A 16102-nucleotide genomic window follows, 5' to 3' on the forward strand; every position below is an offset into this window, starting at 1 on the left:
GGAAAGCTCCCTAGATATTGGATTGGTAACGCCTGTTGGCCTAATACCCAAACCGACGTGGACGTTAGTCTGATTACCGAAACGCCTCAAGCACAGTTTTCTGCGCCACAAGAAAGGCTTTCGAGAAACGCATTGCGGTGCAACGCAAGAGCGGCGTCAAAAGTTGCAAGACTCGCCGTTTTTCCAAGCGCCGCCGCGCTGGTCACACCAAATTCGGCGATCCCGCATGGCACAATGCCGGCAAAGTGCGAGAGGTCGGGCGACAGGTTGACCGAGAAACCGTGCAGCGTGATCCAGCGTTTCACGCGCACGCCGATGGCCCCGATCTTGGCCTCCTGCCCTTGATCAAGCGTCCAGATCCCGATCCGTCCGGGCGCACGGAACGCGTCGATATCGAGCTCGCCCAACGCCGCGATCACCCAGCCTTCCAGCGCATGGACGAAACGGCGCACGTCGCGCCCGCGCTTGGTCAGATCGAGCACGACATAACCGATACGCTGCCCGGGGCCATGATAGGTGTAGCGGCCACCGCGCCCGGCATCGACCACCTGAAAGCGCGGATCGATCAGTTCGGCGACATCGGCCGAGGTGCCCGCGGTATAGACCGGCGGATGTTCGAGCAGCCACAGCAGTTCTTGCGCGTCGCCGGCAGCGACGGCGGCGGCGCGCGCTTCCATCTCGGCCAGCGCAACGGCATAGTCCACCGGCGCCGGGGCCACGCGCCATTCCACATCGTCGAACATTTCGGTCACGTCTGCGCAATTGCGCCACCGCTGCGGATCGCGCAAGCATTGGCAAGCGTGGCGCGCTTGCGCTAACGAGGCGGCCGGGCGCGGATAGGCGCGGGGGAGCACCGGATCGATGATCGTCAACATGGGTAACGTTTGGGATCGGGCGACCGACTTCCTCAGCGACAACCTGCCGGTCGTCGTGCCCATTGCGCTGCTGGCGATCTTCCTGCCCAATTCGCTGTCGGCCAGCATCGCGCCGATCGCCAAACAATCGTTTACTGCCAATCTGGTGATCCAGACGGTGCAGTTCGCGCTTACGTTGGTGACCTTGTGGGGGCAATTGGCGTTGATTGCGCTGGCGATCGAGCCGCTGGCCGGGCGATCCGCCGCGATGGCGAGGGCCAATGCGCGCTTCCTGCCGATGATCGGGCTGACATTGCTCGCGCTGATCGGCTTCCTGCTGCTGATTATGCCCTTCCCGATCGTGCTCGGCTTTGCCGGTTATGATCTGAACGCGGCGATGAACGGCGAGCAGGTGCCGGTGCCCGACGGGGCCGGCGGCTTCGTCGCGCTGTACACGTTGGTGCTGGTGCCGTTGCTGCTGTTCCTGCTGGCCCGACTGGTTCTGCTCACCCCCGTGGTGGTGCTCGAACGGCGCCGGATCGGCGCGTTTCGCCGCTCGTTCGTGCTGACCCGCGGGATCACCTGGAAAGTGATCGGCGTGGTCATCCTGTATCTCATCGTGCTCGGCGTCTCGTTGCTCGCCGCGCGCTTCGTGTTCGGATCGATCCTCGAGCTGGTCGCCGGCGGGGAGGGGGATATTTCGCTCGCTTCCGTGCTGACCTCGGTGATGGTCAGCGCGGTCGAAACCGGCTTCGTCGCGTTGGCCGCGGCATTCGTCGCGAAACTATATCTGGCCGTGCGCGATGCACGCGAGGCGATCGTCAATTCGATATGACATTTGATGTAAAGGGCGTGCTGACCGACGCCTGGGCGATGTGGCGCGCAGATCGCGATCTGCTGTTCCGCATCCTCGGCCTGTTTTTTTTCCTGCCGCAATTCGCCATGTTGCTGCTGTTGCCCGCCATGCCCCCGTTCGCGGTAACCGCGGAGATGAGCGAAGCGGACCAACGCGCCTTGGCGCACAAGATCGTCGAATGGGTTTCGGCTTATGGCGGCTGGTACGTGCTCGGCGCGCTGTTGGTCCAGGCTGGGTCGCTGGTCGTGCTGGTGCTGTACCTGCGCCGCGACCGGCCCGATCTGCGCCAGGCGCTGGCGCATGGCGCGCGGCTCTTCCCGCGCTACCTGCTGGCGATGATCCTGGTCGGCCTGCCGCTTGGCCTCGGCGTGCTGACCCTGGTGCTGCTGCTGCCCGGTTTCTATCTGCTCGGGCGCTTGATCGCGGTCGGCCCGGCGCTCGCTGCGGAGCAGCCGCTGAGCATCGTCCAGAGCCTGGGTCGCAGTTGGACGCTGACCCGCGGACACGGACTGGTGCTCGCCGGATTGGTCTCGTTGACGATCATTGGCGGCGCATTGCTTGCCGCGCCGTTCACCCTGATCGACAAGTCGCTACGCGATGCCGCGCCCAATGCCGTCGCGATCGCCATGGTCGATGCCGGCGCGGCGGCGGCGACCGCGGCGGCGCTGCTCGCCACCATCCTGATCCAGATCGCCGCTTATCGCCGGCTGGCCGCGAGCAAGGGGATCTGAGGCGCGCTATCGGCCGGTAATGCGCCGGTCAGCCGCGGATCGGCGAACGTCTCGATCGTGCGCGAGATCGCGGTGAAGCCCGAGGCCCGGTAGAAGCCCAGCGCGCGCGGATGATCGAGCGTGCAGGTATGCACCCAAACGCGCGCGACCTCCTTGCGCCAGGCCAGCGCCAGCGCATTGGCCATCAGCCAGCGACCATGGCCGTGCCCGGCCAGTTCCGGGACCAAGCCGACATAGGAAAGCTCGCACGCGCCGGCGGTGCGATGGTCGAGCTCGAGCATGCCCACTTCGATGCCCTGGCGGTCCAGCGCCGCGTGGATGGTGATGCCGGGATCGTGGATGATATCGGTCAGCCGCGCGTCGTCCATCACCAGCCGTGAAAACCACAACCAGGGCGCGCCGACGCGGCGGAACAGCGCGCGATATTTGTCGGGCGCGGGGGCGTCCCAGCGCACCAACCTGAGCGCCGAATCCGGCATCGGCCGGGCCGGGGGACGCTTGGTCATTTCCAGCGTGGTGACGATCGTCGCCAGTTCGGCATCGGCGACCGGAATCAGCGCCACCCGATCACTCCCATGTCGCCACCGGCGGCAGGCTCATCAGGATCGCATCGATATTGCCGCCGGTCTTGAGCCCGAACAACGTGCCGCGATCATAGACCAGATTGAATTCGGCATAACGCCCGCGCCACGCGTGCATCTGGGCGATATCGGCTGTGTCGAACGGATCGTTCATGCGTCGCCGGACGATCCGCGGATAGGCATCGAGGAAGGCGCGACCGACATCCTGCACGAAGGCGAAATCGGTGGCGAAATCGTTTTCCAGGTGATCGAAGAAGATCCCGCCCACGCCGCGGTGCACCTGGCGGTGCGGGATATAGAAATAATCCTCGGCCCATTTGCTGAAATGCGCATAATCGCCGGCTGGGTGGACATCGCATGCCGCCTTCAGCGTGGCGTGGAAATCCTCGGTATCCGCCGCCACCGGCACTGGCGGATTGAGATCGGCGCCGCCGCCGAACCAGCGCTTGGTGGTGGCAAGGAAGCGGCAGTTCATATGCACGGCGGGGACGTGCGGATTGGCCATATGCGCGACCAGACTGATGCCGGTGGCGAAGAACGCCGGATCGTCGCCGGCGCCGTTGATGGTCTTGGCGAACTCGCCCTCCAGCGTGCCGCCGACGGTGGAGACGTTGACGCCGACCTTCTCGAACACCCGGCCCTTCATAACGCCGCGGACACCGCCGCCGCCGGGGGCGCCGGTCGGGTCGATGCGGTCCCACGGGGTGTAGGCAAAGTCGGCGTCGGAGCCGGCCTCGCGTTCGATGGCGGTGAATTCGGCGCAGATCTGGTCGCGCAGGGATTCGAACCAGGTGCGGGCGATGGTCTGTTCGGGGTCGAGGATCATGGGGCTTCTTATCGGTTTGGCTTGAGGAATGAACCTCAAATTCCTCCCCCAGCTGGCTGGGGGAGGGGGACCATTCGCTTCTTAAGCGAATGGTGGAGGGGTTCTTGCCGCAAGCGTAGCGTTCGTGGCGTACCCCTCCACCCCCCCGGCTGCGCCGGGCGGTCCCCCTCCCCGAGCAAAGCTCGGGGAGGAATCAAGCGGGCCAGCCGCCGGTCTGCCTGAGCGCTTCCGCCGCCACGATGCCCGTCGCCACGGAGATATTCATAGAGCGCATGCCGGCCCGCATCGGGATCAGCACCCGCACATCCGCACGTGCATGCACTGCCTCCGGCACCCCGGCTCCTTCGCTGCCCATCAGCAATATGTCGTCCGCGGCAAATTCGGCAGCATCGAGCCGTACGGCGCCCTTGGTCGTCAGCAGCACGATCCGCCCCGTCACCTGGCCCCGGAACGCATTCCAATCCATATGGCGCACGACATCGACCTGGCCGACATAATCCATGCCCGAGCGCGCCAGTGCCTTGTCGCTCCAGGTAAATCCCATCGGTTCGATGAGATCGACGCCGATCCCGAGACAGGCGGCGGTGCGCAGGATGGCGCCGACATTGCCGGCGATATCGGGCTGGTAAAGAGCGATGCGCATGTGCGAGCCCTTCGCATGTAGCGGCGGCTCCACGCAACCGCCCGAAAATGCTGTTGGCAAAGCCGTGTTCCCCCGTCTATCAGTCGCCCGAACCTCCGCGGGAAACGGGGGACAAGGGGACGCGTACTTGTTTGCGGCGTAGCCCCGAGATCCGCCGGCTAAGTTGCAAGGGCAAGTGAATGGCAAGTATCGATACCGCTGTCCCACCCGGTGAGGACCCGGCTCCATACCATGAGGAACTCGCCGACCCCCGTCGTCGCGACTTCATCAACATCGCCGCCGTCTCGTTTGCCGGTGTCGGCGCGGGCGTGGTGCTGCTGCCGCTGATCAACCAGATGAACCCCAGCGCCGACGTGCTGGCGCAGGCGACGACCGAGATCGATCTGGCCAAAATCGCGCCCGGCCAGGCGATCAAGACCAGTTTCCGCAAGCAGCCGCTGTTCGTGCGCAATCTGACGCCGCAGGAAATCGCCGCCGCGGACAAGGTGCCGATGAGCGAGTTGCGCGATCCGCAGACGCTGGAGCAGCGTACCAAGGGCAAGAAGAACTGGCTGATCACGATGGGCGTGTGCACCCATCTGGGCTGCGTGCCGCTCGGCGCCGGCGAGGGCGAGAACAAGGGCCCGTATGGCGGCTATTTCTGCCCGTGCCATGGTTCGGCCTACGACACCGCAGCACGCATCCGCAAAGGCCCCGCGCCCACCAATCTGGTGGTGCCGGACTATGCCTTCTCGTCAGACACGACCGTGACCGTCGGTTGAGGATCCAGATATGAGCTTTCCCTGGGCCAAGCAGTATCAGCCGCAAAATTCGCTGATGAAATGGGTGGACGAGCGTCTGCCCGTTCCGCGTCTCGTCTATAACGCGGTTGGCGCCGGTTACCCGGTGCCACGCAACCTCAATTATTTCTGGAACTTCGGCGTGCTCGCGGGCGCAGCGCTCGGCATCCAGATCATCACCGGCATCGTGCTGGCGATGCATTATGCCGCCAACGGCGCGATCGCGTTCGACTCGGTCGAGCACATCATGCGCGACGTCAATGCCGGCTGGCTGCTGCGTTATGCGCACGCCAACGGCGCCTCGATGTTCTTCATCGTCGTCTATCTGCACATCTTCCGCGGTCTCTATTACGGCTCGTACAAGGCGCCGCGCGAGATGGTGTGGCTGCTCGGCGTGACCATCTTCCTACTGATGATGGCGACGGCGTTCATGGGCTATGTGCTCCCCTGGGGGCAGATGAGCTTCTGGGGTGCGCAGGTCATCACCGGCTTCTTTTCCGCCATACCCGGCGTGGGCGAGACAATCCGCGTGTGGCTGCTGGGCGGCTATGCGCCGGACGATGCCGCGCTCAACCGCTTCTTCTCGCTGCATTATCTGCTGCCGTTCGTCATCGCCGGCGTGATCATCCTTCACATCTGGGCGCTGCACATTCCGGGATCGAACAACCCGACCGGCGTGGAAGTGAAGGGCGAGCAGGATACCGTGCCGTTCCATCCGTACTACACCGCCAAGGACGGCTTCGGGCTCGGCATCTTCCTGATCGTGTTCGCGGTATTGCTGTTCTTCTACCCGAACTATCTCGGCCATCCGGATAACTATATCCCGGCCAACCCGCTCTCGACGCCCGCGCACATCGTGCCGGAATGGTATTTCTGGCCGTTCTACGCGATCCTGCGCGCCTTCACGGTCGATTTCATCCTGCCCGCCAAGCTGTGGGGCGTGCTCGCCATGTTCGGCTCGATCCTGCTGCTGTTCTTCCTGCCTTGGCTGGATAGCTCGCCGGTACGGTCGAACAATTATCGCCCCAAGGCGCGGATCGCCTTCTGGATCCTGGTGCTCGACGTGCTGATCCTCGGCTATTGCGGCGGTTCGCCGGCCGATCCGGTATACGTCATCCTCAGCCAGATCTGCGCCGCCTATTATTTCGCGCACTTCCTGATCATCCTGCCGATGATCTCGCGCTCCGAACGGCCGACGCCTTTGCCCAACTCGATCACCGAAGCGGTGTTGGCGAAGCATGGCGGCACCAGCCCGGCGCACACCGCGCTGACGCCGGCTGCGTCGTAAGCGAACAAGAGGGAATACACGCATGGTTCGCTTCATCGCACTGATCGTCGGGCTCGCCTTTGCCGGCGTGCTGGCGCTCGCTCTGTTCGGCACCGTCTCCGGCCTGGTCACCGATCCGCCCGCCGCCACGGCCGAGCACGAATTCCACAAACATCCCAAGGAGCTCGCGTTGGCGAGCGACGGGCCGTTCGGGAAGTTCGACAATCGCCAGGTCCAGCGCGGGCTGCAGGTCTATAAGGAAGTCTGCGCTGCCTGCCATTCGCTGCGCCTGGTGTCGTTCCGCGACCTCAAGGAAATCGGCTATAGCGACGCGCAGGTAAAGGCCTTCGCCGGCAGCTACGACACCATCCCGTCGATCAACCCGGACACTGGCGAGCCCGCCACGCGCAAGGGCGTGGCGTCGGATCGTTTCCCGTCGCCGTTCGCCAACGATGTCGCCGCGCGCGCCGCCAACAACAATGCGCTGCCGCCAGACCTGTCGCTGATGACCAAGGCGCGTCACGACGGCCCGGCCTATCTGTATTCGCTGCTCACCGGCTATCAGAACCAGCCGGCGGCGTTGCTCAAGCATTTCCCGGACGCCAAGACGCCCGAGGGGCTGCACTACAACCCATATTTCGCCAACCTCAACATCGCCATGCCGCCGCCGCTGACCACCGAGGGGCAGGTGACCTATCTCGACGGCACCAAGCCCACGGTCGATCAGATGGCCAAGGACGTTTCCGCGTTTCTCGTGTGGACCGCCGAGCCCAAGCTGCAGTCTCGGCACGGCACGGGGGTCGCCGTGGTGCTGTTCCTGCTGATCTTCAGCTTCCTGGCATATGGCGCCTATCAGAACGTGTGGCGTAATCTGAAGCACTAGCCCGTATCGGACCGAGGCGGGGCAGCGGCTTCGTCACGGCGCAATTGCCAGACGGTCGGGGGGCGGAACGAATATGTTCCGCCCCCCGTTTTGTTTGCATAGCGGCTCGGGCGAGCCGCTCTCCGTGTTGGGAGAGGGAAAATGGTGTTTTCAAAAATGAAGCTGGCCGCGCTCGGCCTGGTGGCGGCCATCGGCCTGGGCGGCTGTACCGACGGCTATGGTTATAGCGGCGTGTCGGTCGGCTATGGCGGCGGCGGTTATGGCTATGATGGCTATGGCTATGATGGATATGGCGGCGGTTATGGCGGTTATGGCAACGGCTATTACGACGGCGGCTATGGTGGCTTCGGCAACAGCTATTACGGCTGGTTCGGCGACTATTATTATCCCGGCACCGGCTATTACGTCTATGATCGCTATCGCCGTCCACATCGCTGGAACGACAATCAGCGCCGCTATTGGCAAGGCCGCCGCGGCAATGGCCGCCCCAACGGCAATTGGCAGGGCGGACCCGGGCGCAATGGTCAGCAAGGCTATGGCCAGGGTCGGCCAGATCGGGGCGGACAGGCTGGCCGCGGCCCCAATCGCGGCAATTGGCAAGGCTTCAACCGCGACCCGCGGCAAGGCAATCAGGCAGTGCAGGGCGGCCGTCCGGCGTTCCAGCCCGGCGCCGCCAATCCCGGCCGTCCCAGCGGCGCGCAGGCCCGCCCCGATCGCGGCAACCGGCAGGTAGCGCGTCCGCAGGGCCCGAACCGCGCTGGTGTGCGCGGTGGCGATCGGCGCGGTAGTCGGCCGGACTAAGCCAGTCTTGGCGCTCCCTAGCTTCGGCTAGGGAGCGCTGAGGATCTTATGCGACTGGTCGCGTTGCGATCAGCCCGATCGACGTGAACGTCAGCACTGCCACATCATGCTGGTTCAGGACGGTCATCTTGGATCGGTAACTACCCATTTCCGGCCGGCTTTGGGATGCGCGCTTGTCCACCACTTCGGTTTCGCAACGGAGCGTGTCGCCGGGAAACACCGGCTTCAGCCAGCGCAACTCATCGATCCCAGGCGATCCCAGTCCGGCCTGCTCATTGGCCTTGAGATTGGCCACGACCATCGACATGACCATCCCGCACGTATGCCAGCCGCTCGCCGACAGGCGCCCGAAATGCGTCTTGGCAGCGGCCTCGTCGGACAGGTGGAACGGCTGGGGATCGAATTTCTCGGCATAGGCGATCACTTCCTCGCGGGTGACCTGATAGCTGCCGAAGCGTTGCGTCGAGCCGACCTCGATATCCTCGAAATATTGCACGTGCCTCTCCCTATTTCTTGACCGCTTGCCAGGTCTTGAGGCTGCCATCCGTCGCACCCGGCGCGATGCCAAGCAAGGCCGCCAACATCGGTTGTACGTCGACGTTGTCGAACGCCGGGATCGTCCGCCCCACGGCAAAGGCCGGCCCCTGCGCGATGAACAAGGCAGTCATGTCGGCCGCCATATTGTCATAGCCGTGACTGCCGCCGCTGGTCGCTTCCGGCGCGGTCGGAGCGATCGTCCAGCCATCGTCCGCCAGGCACAGATAGGGCGGCACACGCGGGTTCTTGCCGTACGCGAACCGCGGTGGGATCTCCGCCTTACGCCAGCATGTCATGTGTTCGGCCTTGCGCAGCAGTTTCGCTTCCAGTGCTTGCTCATGCCCTGGCACTGCGGCCAGCGCGGCATAGGGGCCGTTCTCGAGAATGCGATAATCGGCGGGATCGGCGATCTTATCCAGCGCGATGGTCCGCGCGCTGCTCGTCTCGGCCATGCCGTGATCGGCGACGATGACCAGATTGGCCGGCTGGCCCAGTGTCGCGAGCCCGGCCACCAGCTCGCCGATCCGTGCATCGACCTCGGCCACCGCCTGCGTGGTGCGCACATCGCCCGGTCCGTAGCGATGCCCGGCAGTGTCGACGGTGTCGAAATAGACCGTGACAAAGGCCGGTCGGATCGCCGCCGGGCGCCGCAGCCAATCGAGCACGGCATTCACCCGCTGGGTGCCGCTGACCGCCTGGTTGAACTGCTGCCAATCGTCCGGCCGCACGCCGCCGGTCAGGTCGTTGGGCCATTTCTCCGCCCGCGTGCCGCCGATCGCGACATTGGCGCCCGGCCAGAACATCGTCGCTGTGCGGATGCCCGCTTTGTGCGCGGTGACCCAGATCGGCTCGGCCTCGTTCCACCAGAACGGATCGTCGCTGGCCATGGTGAACTTTTCACCCGGGCGGCGCGCATCCTCCATACTATTGGCCACGATGCCGTTGCGATCGGGGCGCAGGCCGGTGACCAACGTATAGTGGTTGGGGAAGGTCTTGGACGGGAAGCTGGGGTGCATCGGCCCGGTGACGCCTTCGGCCGCCAGTCGCGACAGATTGGGCGTCGCGCCGCGGTCGAGATAATCGGGGCGGAAGCCGTCGATCGAGACGAGGATGGTGACCGGCGCGCGCGTCTCCTGCGCACCCTGCGCCACCGCGGGGGGCGGGGGCGGCGTGGTGGCGCAGGCGGAGAGGGCGAGGGTAGCGAGCCACATTGTCATCCCGGACCTGGTCCGGGATCCAACGATCCCCTTGGCGCGAACGTTTGCGAACATGAGGCTGAGCTTCCACCAAGGATAGAGTTGGATCCCGGACCGAGTCCGGGATGACGGGGGTGAGCGGCGCTATTGCCCCAGCGCGAGCTTCGCGAACAGCGTGAAACTCACCGGCATCTTGCCGTACGCCGCATCCAAGGCATTGGGCAGCAGATAGGTACCGACAGCGCCGCCAACCGCCAGCCCGACCGGCCCGGCGATCGGCATGCGATAGGCATAGCCTCCTTCCAGCTTGGTCACGCGGAAGCGCTGGTGATGCAGGGGATCGTCCTCGTTGGGGAACAGTTCGTCATTGGCGACATTCTCCACCCGCCCGAACACGCTATGCCGCGCGCTCAGATCGTAATTGGCCTCGCCCAGCCATGCGGTCAGCGTGCGCCCGGGTCCCTTGTCCTTGTTGGAGAAGGCGAAGGTCGTGGTCAGCGGCCCGGTCGCATAATTGATGCTGGCCGTGGTGCGCCGCTCATTGCCCTCCGGCTCCAACTCCTCGGGCGACTTGAGCCAGCCATAGCTCGCCTGCACGGCCCAGGCGGGGGAGGGCGTCCAGGTGCCCCGCACGCTCCACGAATCGAGCTTTGGCGTCTCGATCCCCCAGCGATGCTCGTCCGGCTCGCGCCCGCGAAAGGCGGAGGCTTCGAGCTGGAAGGTCGGCGCCGAAATACCCGCCGTGACCACGCCATAGGTGATGTGCGTGCTGTCGAACCAATGGTGCGTGATCGGCGACAGCGGCTGATATTGTGCCGACTTGCGGTGCATGAACGCCGATGGCCCCAATGCCGGCTCGCCGACCGGGCCGCCATAGAGGAACAGGCTGGTATCGGGCGCGACATCCACGTCGATCCGCCCGGAGAGTTCCATGAACAGATCGTGCGGATGCTGTCGATCGATCAGCGGCCGGCCATTGGCGGCCTCGCCGGTGGCGAACAGGTTGGGATAGCCGCGCGCGCCCATCAGGGGCTCGAGGCTGAGCATGGTCTGCAACTGCAGCCGTGCGCCGTCGCCGAGCGGGCGTTGCGCCGTGATCATGCCCATCGACTGGACGAACGCCATGTTGTCGCCGCGGGGCCCGCCCTGATCGGTATAGGCGCCCCAGGCATAGCCGTGCAGCATCAGCATCCACTCGCCGGGATGCAGCATCACGCCGCGCATCATGCCTTCATTGGCGGGCAGCCGTGCGGTGCCGGAGCCGGCGGCGTAGGTGGTGGGGCCCATCGTCATGCCCATCCCGGGCATGGCGGCCATGTCATGGCCCATCGCGGCGTGATCCACTGCTTCCCCTTCCCCTTCTACGCGCTTCCCCGGCGCAGGCCGGGGCCCAGTCGGTAAGGTGGTAGTTGGGTGGTGCTGCGCATGGTCACCATCGTCTCGCGACTGGGCCCCGGCCTTTGCCGGGGAAGCGGCTGCAGGGGAATCAGGCATATGCATATGGTCCATCGCCTGCGCCATCGCCGGCGCAGGGCAGACCGCCACGGCGCCAGCCGCGAGCAGATATCGTTTCATCATCACATCTTTCGTCGAACACATGAACAGGCGGAGTTACCTCCGGTCGATCATGCTCCGGCGCGCGGTGGCGGGGTGGCGGGTGGCGTCATCCGCCCGCGATCGAAGCGCACCAGCGCGCGCGCCGGCGGTAGCGTCGCCAGCGGCAGTCGCGCGGCGAGCGCCGCGCGCAGCAACGTCGCCGGCGGGATGCAGCCCATGCAGGCATGCACCGCCACCGCCTTGTGCTCGGGTTCGTCGCTCGGCGCGGGGCGGGCATGCGGCATGGCCATCCCGGCCATCTCGCCCGATCCGTCATGGCACGGCGCCGCCGCCATGGCGGGCAGCGCCAGGCAGGCAAGCAACAGAACCAGGATCAGGCGCGCGATCATCGCCTCGCCTTAGCCGCTGGTCGCGGCCACAGGAACCCCACCGATCCCAGCAACAGCCCGAGGAACCCGCTTTGGGCGACCAGCGCCGGCTGGAACTCGATCAGCCCGAGCGCGGCCCAGGCATAGGAATTGGCCGCCACGTCACCGAGCATGATCGCCAGCGCGAGCCCGAGCGCCCAGCGTCTGCGCCCGATCACCAGCAGCACAATCACTGCCCCGTCGAGCAGGACGAGCGAATTCCAAAACAGGTTGAGCGCCGGCGGCCCGAATGCATAGGGCGCCCAGCCGAACCACCAGAAATCCAGCGCATGCGTGATGCAGCCGATCGCGAAGCCCAGCCCGATCGCGCCGAGCAGGATCTTTTCGATCGGCCGCGTCACCTCAGCTGTGCAGGAAGTGCATGACGTCGCCGTCCTGCACGACATAGGTCTTGCCCTCGGCGCGCAATTTGCCCGCGTCGCGCGCCTTGGATTCACCGCCGAGCGTAATGAAATCGTCGAACGCGATCGTCTCGGCGCGGATGAAGCCCTTTTCGAAATCGCTATGGATCTCGCCCGCCGCCATCGGCGCGGTGGCGCCGACATGTGTCGTCCAGGCGCGCGTTTCTTTCGGGCCGACGGTAAAGAAGGTGAGCAACTGCAGCAGCGAATAGCCTGCGGTGATCACCCGCGCGAGGCCGGTTTCTTCCAGCCCGAGCTCGCCGAGGAACTCGCCGCGCTCGTCGGGCGCCATCGTGGCGATTTCGGCCTCGATCGCTGCCGAGACGACCACGGCTTGCGCGCCCTCGCTCTTGGCCTTGTCGAACACTTTGGCCGACAGCGCATTGCCGTGGGCCGCATCGCCCTCGTCGACGTTGCACACGTACAGCACCGGCTTGGCGGTCAAGAGCTGCGCCTGCGCGAACACGCGCGCTTCGTCCTCGTCCTTGGGCACGGTCAGCCGCGCCGGCTTGCCGTCGCGCAACAGCTCCAGCGCCTGGCCCAGCACGGAGGCGGCGATCTTGGCTTCCTTGTCGCCCTGCGTGGCCTTCTTGGCGGCGGCCGGCACGCGCTTCTCGAGCGATTCCAGATCCGACAGCATCAATTCGGTCTCGACCGTCTCGGCATCGGCGATCGGATCGACCTTGCCCTCGACATGCGTCACGTCGGTCTCGGTGAAGCAACGCAGCACGTGCACGATGGCATCGACTTCGCGGATATTGCCGAGGAATTGGTTGCCGAGGCCTTCGCCCTTGGAGGCGCCGCGCACCAGCCCGGCAATGTCGACGAAACCAAGCTGCGTCTCGATGATCTTCTGCGAACCGGCGATGGTCGCCAATTGCTGCAAGCGTGGATCGGGCACTGCGACGTTGCCGACATTCGGCTCGATCGTGCAGAAGGGATAATTCGCCGCCTGCGCCGCGGCGGTCTCGGTCAGCGCATTGAACAGGGTCGACTTGCCGACATTCGGCAGTCCCACGATACCACAACGGAAACCCATCTCACACGCCTTGCAATCTAAAGGGAGGCCGGCGGCGCCGGCGACATGGCGCGCGAGATAGAAGGTTCAGCGGCGTATTGCCAGCCGTCCGTGCAGGCTCAGTGCGACAGCACCATGCGCAGCATCGGCCGGGCGATCTTGCCGCCGGCCGCGCGCGCCTCGTGCAGCGCCGCCAGTTCGAGATGCGCCTTGACGCTGGCCGGATCGGTGCAGCGTTCGGCAAGCCGGCGCTGCGTCGCGGCGCGACGCGCGTGATAGGCCTTGTCGTCCTCCGACATCGTCATTTCCCTGATCGGATGCCCCATGCGTCCCCAGGCCGGTGTATCACCGCGCCTGTCCCTCACGTATGATCTCGCTCAATCCTAGGTCGTGGGCAAACCGGGGGCGCCCGGCAAATGCAAGTAATTGGTCGTAAAGTCGCCCACGCTGCGCAGTTCGCGCCAGTTGGCCACCGTCACCGAACGCTTGTTGCGCGTGATCAGTCCGTCGGTCTCCAACGTCTTCAGCGTGCGGTTGACGTGCACCGCGGTCAGCCCGAGCGCATCGCCCAACTGCTCCTGCGTCATCGGCAAGTCGAACGTTTCGCGCGGCCCCAGGCCGGCCGTTTCGCGCCGTACCGCCATTTCGCATAGCATATGGGCGGTGCGCGCGCGGGCATCGCGCCGGCCGACATTGGCGACCCATTCACGCATGATCGCTGCTTCGATCAGAGTTTCGCGCCACAATGCCTTGATGATGGCCGGATGGGCCATCGCCACCGCGATCAATTCGTCGATCGGGATCAGATACATCACGGCATCGGTCAGCGCCTGGATATTGTGATCGGACTGGGCCAGCATGATGTTCTGCGCATCGACGAAGTCGCCGGGCACATGCACCGAAACGATCTGCCGCCCGCCATCGCCGACGATCTTGTGCCGATAGACAAAGCCGCTTTTCAAGCACGAACAATGTTTAGGCCGGTCGCCTTCGCGCAGCAGATACTGCCCCGGATCAAATTCGCGCATAATCACCGGCAAACGCTGCAACGCGTCGAGTTCGGTTGCCCCAAGCCCGCTGCGGACGCCCAAGCGCCCGCCCACCCAATTCATGTCGATGTCGACCACAATCTTCCCTCTCGCGGAGCGGAAGAGGCGGCGGGCTCCTTAGCGGGGCCGGACTGTTCCGTGAGCGTTACGGCCTAATTCATAGCGCTCGCACGGTCGTTGATCTGAACCAACCATTAGTATAATAACATATGTTAATGTCGGGAGCTTAAGATCAGGCGCTGAACGATACCGCGTCGGAAAAAGCGATGCGGCGGGCAGTGCCGTTTTGACCGACAATCTCGATCGAGCGAGCCAAGTCTGTTTCGCCCTTTTCGGCAATTTCGATCGAGACCATGCCTCTGATCTGGCGGATCGCGTCGGTTACGGCCGCGTCCAGATCGGGGAAAAGATGGCCTTCCGGATCATCGATGACGACATCGCGCTCGCACAGGCAAAGATGGAATTTCTGCATAAAAGCTCCCACGCGGCGGGAGCGCGACGGCTCTCAGTCGCTCGGGCCAAGTTGAAGAGCAGCGATGCTGGAGAAACCTCGATGGTCGATCAAAGTTCCTGTAAAAGCCGCGATACTGTATTATTACTGACCACCTGCCCGTTGTTCGATCAGTTCGATCTGCACAGCAAACAGGGCATTTGCGTGGTCATCCGTCACTTCTACGCGGAACACTTCGCCATCGGCGAGCAGGCCGGGGTTATCGCGCAGATATTCACCGGCGAAAACGATCGCCTGGACGCGCGCCTCTTCCGCATCGATCAGATCGGTGCCCTCAAGGTCCGGATCGCGGACATGGTCCGCGAGATTGAAATGGAACAAGGGCATGGCATCCGCTCCGGTATCGTTGGTAGCGGACTATAGGATCAATCTGTCCGGCGCGGCCATAAACTCGATTAGCCGCGCGCGGTAGGTTTTAACGATAGTTGAAGCTGATGCTGATCCGGTCGTCGCGCGCCGCCCCGGCGGGCACTTCGTGGCGCAGCCAGCTTTCCCACAACAGGATCGTGCCTTCTGTGGGCGTGACATAGACGAAGCGCTGCGCGGCTTCGGGCGCATCGGCGAGCGGCGTCGGCGCTGCCATCATCAGCGGCAGTCGCGGATCCTCCAGCTTCAGCCCGCCCGCGCCCTCGGGCACCTTGACGTAGATCGTGCCGGAGACGACCGAATGCGGATGGAGATGGCCGCTGTGCGTGCCCTTGGGTTTCAGGACGTTGACCCACAAACTGTCGAGCTTGAGCTTGCGCCCGCCGAGATCGAACGAACATTCCTTGGCAAACGCCGCGACATGTTTGTTCAGCACGCGCACCAGATCGCCGAAGGCCGGATCGCGGTACGGCAGATCGTCGAGCGAGGCGTAGGAGGTATAGCCGCGATAGCCATGCTGCTTGGACCAGTTCCGCCCGGCATGATCGTCCTCGCTGAGCGAGCGGCACGAGCGGTCGAGCTCGGCGAGCAAAGCGTCGTCGGCGAGCTGGCCTTCGTAGAGGCGGGTGGCGAAAAGCGAACGGCTGGTCATAGATCTTTCTGCCTTCTTAAAGCCCTGTCCCGCCTGCGGGAGAGGGTTGGGTGAGGGGCTTCTACTTCTACTTCTGCTTCCCGCGCGTCGAACAGAAGACCCTCACCGCTGCGACTAGGTCCGCGCAGAAGTGCGCGAACCAAGTCTCGCTCCTCTCCCGCAAGCG

21 protein-coding genes are annotated in these 16102 nt (G+C 64.6%); 7 read left to right on the forward strand and 14 right to left on the reverse strand.

Annotated elements, in window-relative coordinates; genetic code table 11:
* Positions 1-86 precede the first annotated feature (86 nt).
* Complete coding sequence (gene lipB, locus U1739_RS12190) at positions 87-743, reverse strand: lipoyl(octanoyl) transferase LipB (protein WP_332708720.1); 657 nt, start codon at positions 741-743, stop codon at positions 87-89.
* A gap of 130 nt (positions 744-873) precedes the next feature.
* Between lipB and U1739_RS12195 the strand changes: the two genes are divergently transcribed.
* Together U1739_RS12195 and U1739_RS12200 are read left to right on the forward strand one after the other, a co-directional pair.
* On the forward strand, positions 874-1689 hold the full coding sequence (locus U1739_RS12195; protein ID WP_332708393.1) for a hypothetical protein: 816 nt from the start codon (positions 874-876) through the stop codon (positions 1687-1689).
* Positions 1686-2441: a hypothetical protein gene (locus U1739_RS12200; protein ID WP_332708395.1), complete on the forward strand. Its 756-nt coding sequence runs from the start codon at positions 1686-1688 to the stop codon at positions 2439-2441. Before U1739_RS12195 ends, U1739_RS12200 begins: the two co-directional genes overlap by 4 nt.
* Here the strand turns inward: U1739_RS12200 and U1739_RS12205 are convergent.
* The 3 genes from U1739_RS12205 to U1739_RS12215 form a co-directional block, all read right to left on the reverse strand.
* Positions 2408-3004, reverse strand: a complete 597-nt coding sequence (locus U1739_RS12205) for a GNAT family N-acetyltransferase (RefSeq protein ID WP_332708397.1) — start codon at positions 3002-3004, stop codon at positions 2408-2410. The two genes, U1739_RS12200 and U1739_RS12205, sit on opposite strands and share 34 nt — an antisense overlap.
* Positions 3005-3008: 4 nt before the next feature.
* On the reverse strand, positions 3009-3848 hold the full coding sequence (gene hemF / locus U1739_RS12210) for an oxygen-dependent coproporphyrinogen oxidase (protein ID WP_332708398.1): 840 nt from the start codon (positions 3846-3848) through the stop codon (positions 3009-3011).
* A 193-nt stretch (positions 3849-4041) separates the two neighbouring features.
* Positions 4042-4491, reverse strand: a complete 450-nt coding sequence (locus U1739_RS12215) for a tRNA (cytidine(34)-2'-O)-methyltransferase (protein ID WP_332708400.1) — start codon at positions 4489-4491, stop codon at positions 4042-4044.
* A gap of 179 nt (positions 4492-4670) precedes the next feature.
* On the opposite strand from U1739_RS12215, the gene petA reads away from it, so the two are divergent.
* The 4 genes from petA to U1739_RS12235 all read left to right on the forward strand — a co-directional run bounded on the left by petA (position 4671) and on the right by U1739_RS12235 (position 8221).
* The gene (gene petA / locus U1739_RS12220; protein WP_332708401.1) at positions 4671-5252 is read left to right on the forward strand and encodes a ubiquinol-cytochrome c reductase iron-sulfur subunit; all 582 of its coding nucleotides are present in this window, start codon (positions 4671-4673) and stop codon (positions 5250-5252) included.
* A 10-nt stretch (positions 5253-5262) separates the two neighbouring features.
* Positions 5263-6558 carry a cytochrome b gene (locus U1739_RS12225; RefSeq protein ID WP_332708402.1) on the forward strand — a complete coding sequence of 432 codons (1296 nt, stop codon included), beginning with the start codon at positions 5263-5265 and terminating at the stop codon, positions 6556-6558.
* Positions 6559-6580: 22 nt separating this feature from the next.
* The gene (locus tag U1739_RS12230; protein WP_332708403.1) at positions 6581-7420 is read left to right on the forward strand and encodes a cytochrome c1; all 840 of its coding nucleotides are present in this window, start codon (positions 6581-6583) and stop codon (positions 7418-7420) included.
* Between the two features lie 141 nt (positions 7421-7561).
* Entirely contained in the window at positions 7562-8221 is a 660-nt protein-coding gene (locus tag U1739_RS12235) for a hypothetical protein (RefSeq protein WP_332708404.1), read from the forward strand.
* A gap of 46 nt (positions 8222-8267) precedes the next feature.
* Here U1739_RS12235 and U1739_RS12240 read toward each other — a convergent pair whose 3' ends face one another.
* The 9 genes from U1739_RS12240 to U1739_RS21180 all read right to left on the reverse strand — a co-directional run bounded on the left by U1739_RS12240 (position 8268) and on the right by U1739_RS21180 (position 14879).
* Positions 8268-8717, reverse strand: a complete 450-nt coding sequence (locus U1739_RS12240; protein WP_332708405.1) for a MaoC family dehydratase — start codon at positions 8715-8717, stop codon at positions 8268-8270.
* Positions 8718-8727: 10 nt separating this feature from the next.
* Positions 8728-9969, reverse strand: coding sequence for an alkaline phosphatase family protein (locus U1739_RS12245; RefSeq protein WP_332708407.1), 1242 nt, complete (start codon positions 9967-9969; stop codon positions 8728-8730).
* A gap of 129 nt (positions 9970-10098) precedes the next feature.
* A complete protein-coding gene (locus U1739_RS12250; protein WP_332708409.1) occupies positions 10099-11298 on the reverse strand; it encodes a hypothetical protein in 1200 nt (399 codons plus the stop codon).
* Positions 11299-11579: 281 nt separating this feature from the next.
* Entirely contained in the window at positions 11580-11900 is a 321-nt protein-coding gene (locus U1739_RS12255; protein WP_332708411.1) for a hypothetical protein, read from the reverse strand.
* Positions 11897-12280, reverse strand: a complete 384-nt coding sequence (locus U1739_RS12260; protein WP_332708413.1) for a hypothetical protein — start codon at positions 12278-12280, stop codon at positions 11897-11899. Before U1739_RS12260 ends, U1739_RS12255 begins: the two co-directional genes overlap by 4 nt.
* Before the next feature lies 1 nt (position 12281).
* On the reverse strand, positions 12282-13379 hold the full coding sequence (ychF, locus tag U1739_RS12265) for a redox-regulated ATPase YchF (protein ID WP_332708415.1): 1098 nt from the start codon (positions 13377-13379) through the stop codon (positions 12282-12284).
* A gap of 98 nt (positions 13380-13477) precedes the next feature.
* The gene (locus U1739_RS12270; RefSeq protein WP_332708417.1) at positions 13478-13657 is read right to left on the reverse strand and encodes a hypothetical protein; all 180 of its coding nucleotides are present in this window, start codon (positions 13655-13657) and stop codon (positions 13478-13480) included.
* An 84-nt stretch (positions 13658-13741) separates the two neighbouring features.
* Entirely contained in the window at positions 13742-14485 is a 744-nt protein-coding gene (locus tag U1739_RS12275; protein WP_332708419.1) for a Crp/Fnr family transcriptional regulator, read from the reverse strand.
* 154 nt (positions 14486-14639) lie between these two features.
* Positions 14640-14879 carry a DUF6894 family protein gene (locus U1739_RS21180; RefSeq protein ID WP_443025547.1) on the reverse strand — a complete coding sequence of 80 codons (240 nt, stop codon included), beginning with the start codon at positions 14877-14879 and terminating at the stop codon, positions 14640-14642.
* 81 nt (positions 14880-14960) lie between these two features.
* Between U1739_RS21180 and U1739_RS21185 the strand changes: the two genes are divergently transcribed.
* Positions 14961-15281, forward strand: coding sequence for a hypothetical protein (locus U1739_RS21185; protein WP_443025548.1), 321 nt, complete (start codon positions 14961-14963; stop codon positions 15279-15281).
* A gap of 52 nt (positions 15282-15333) precedes the next feature.
* Here U1739_RS21185 and U1739_RS12285 read toward each other — a convergent pair whose 3' ends face one another.
* On the reverse strand, positions 15334-15936 hold the full coding sequence (locus U1739_RS12285) for a TIGR02466 family protein (RefSeq protein WP_332708423.1): 603 nt from the start codon (positions 15934-15936) through the stop codon (positions 15334-15336).
* Between the last annotated feature and the right edge of the window lie 166 nt (positions 15937-16102).

Source organism: Parasphingomonas puruogangriensis (genome assembly GCF_036663635.1).
Taxonomy (GTDB): domain Bacteria; phylum Pseudomonadota; class Alphaproteobacteria; order Sphingomonadales; family Sphingomonadaceae; genus Sphingomonas.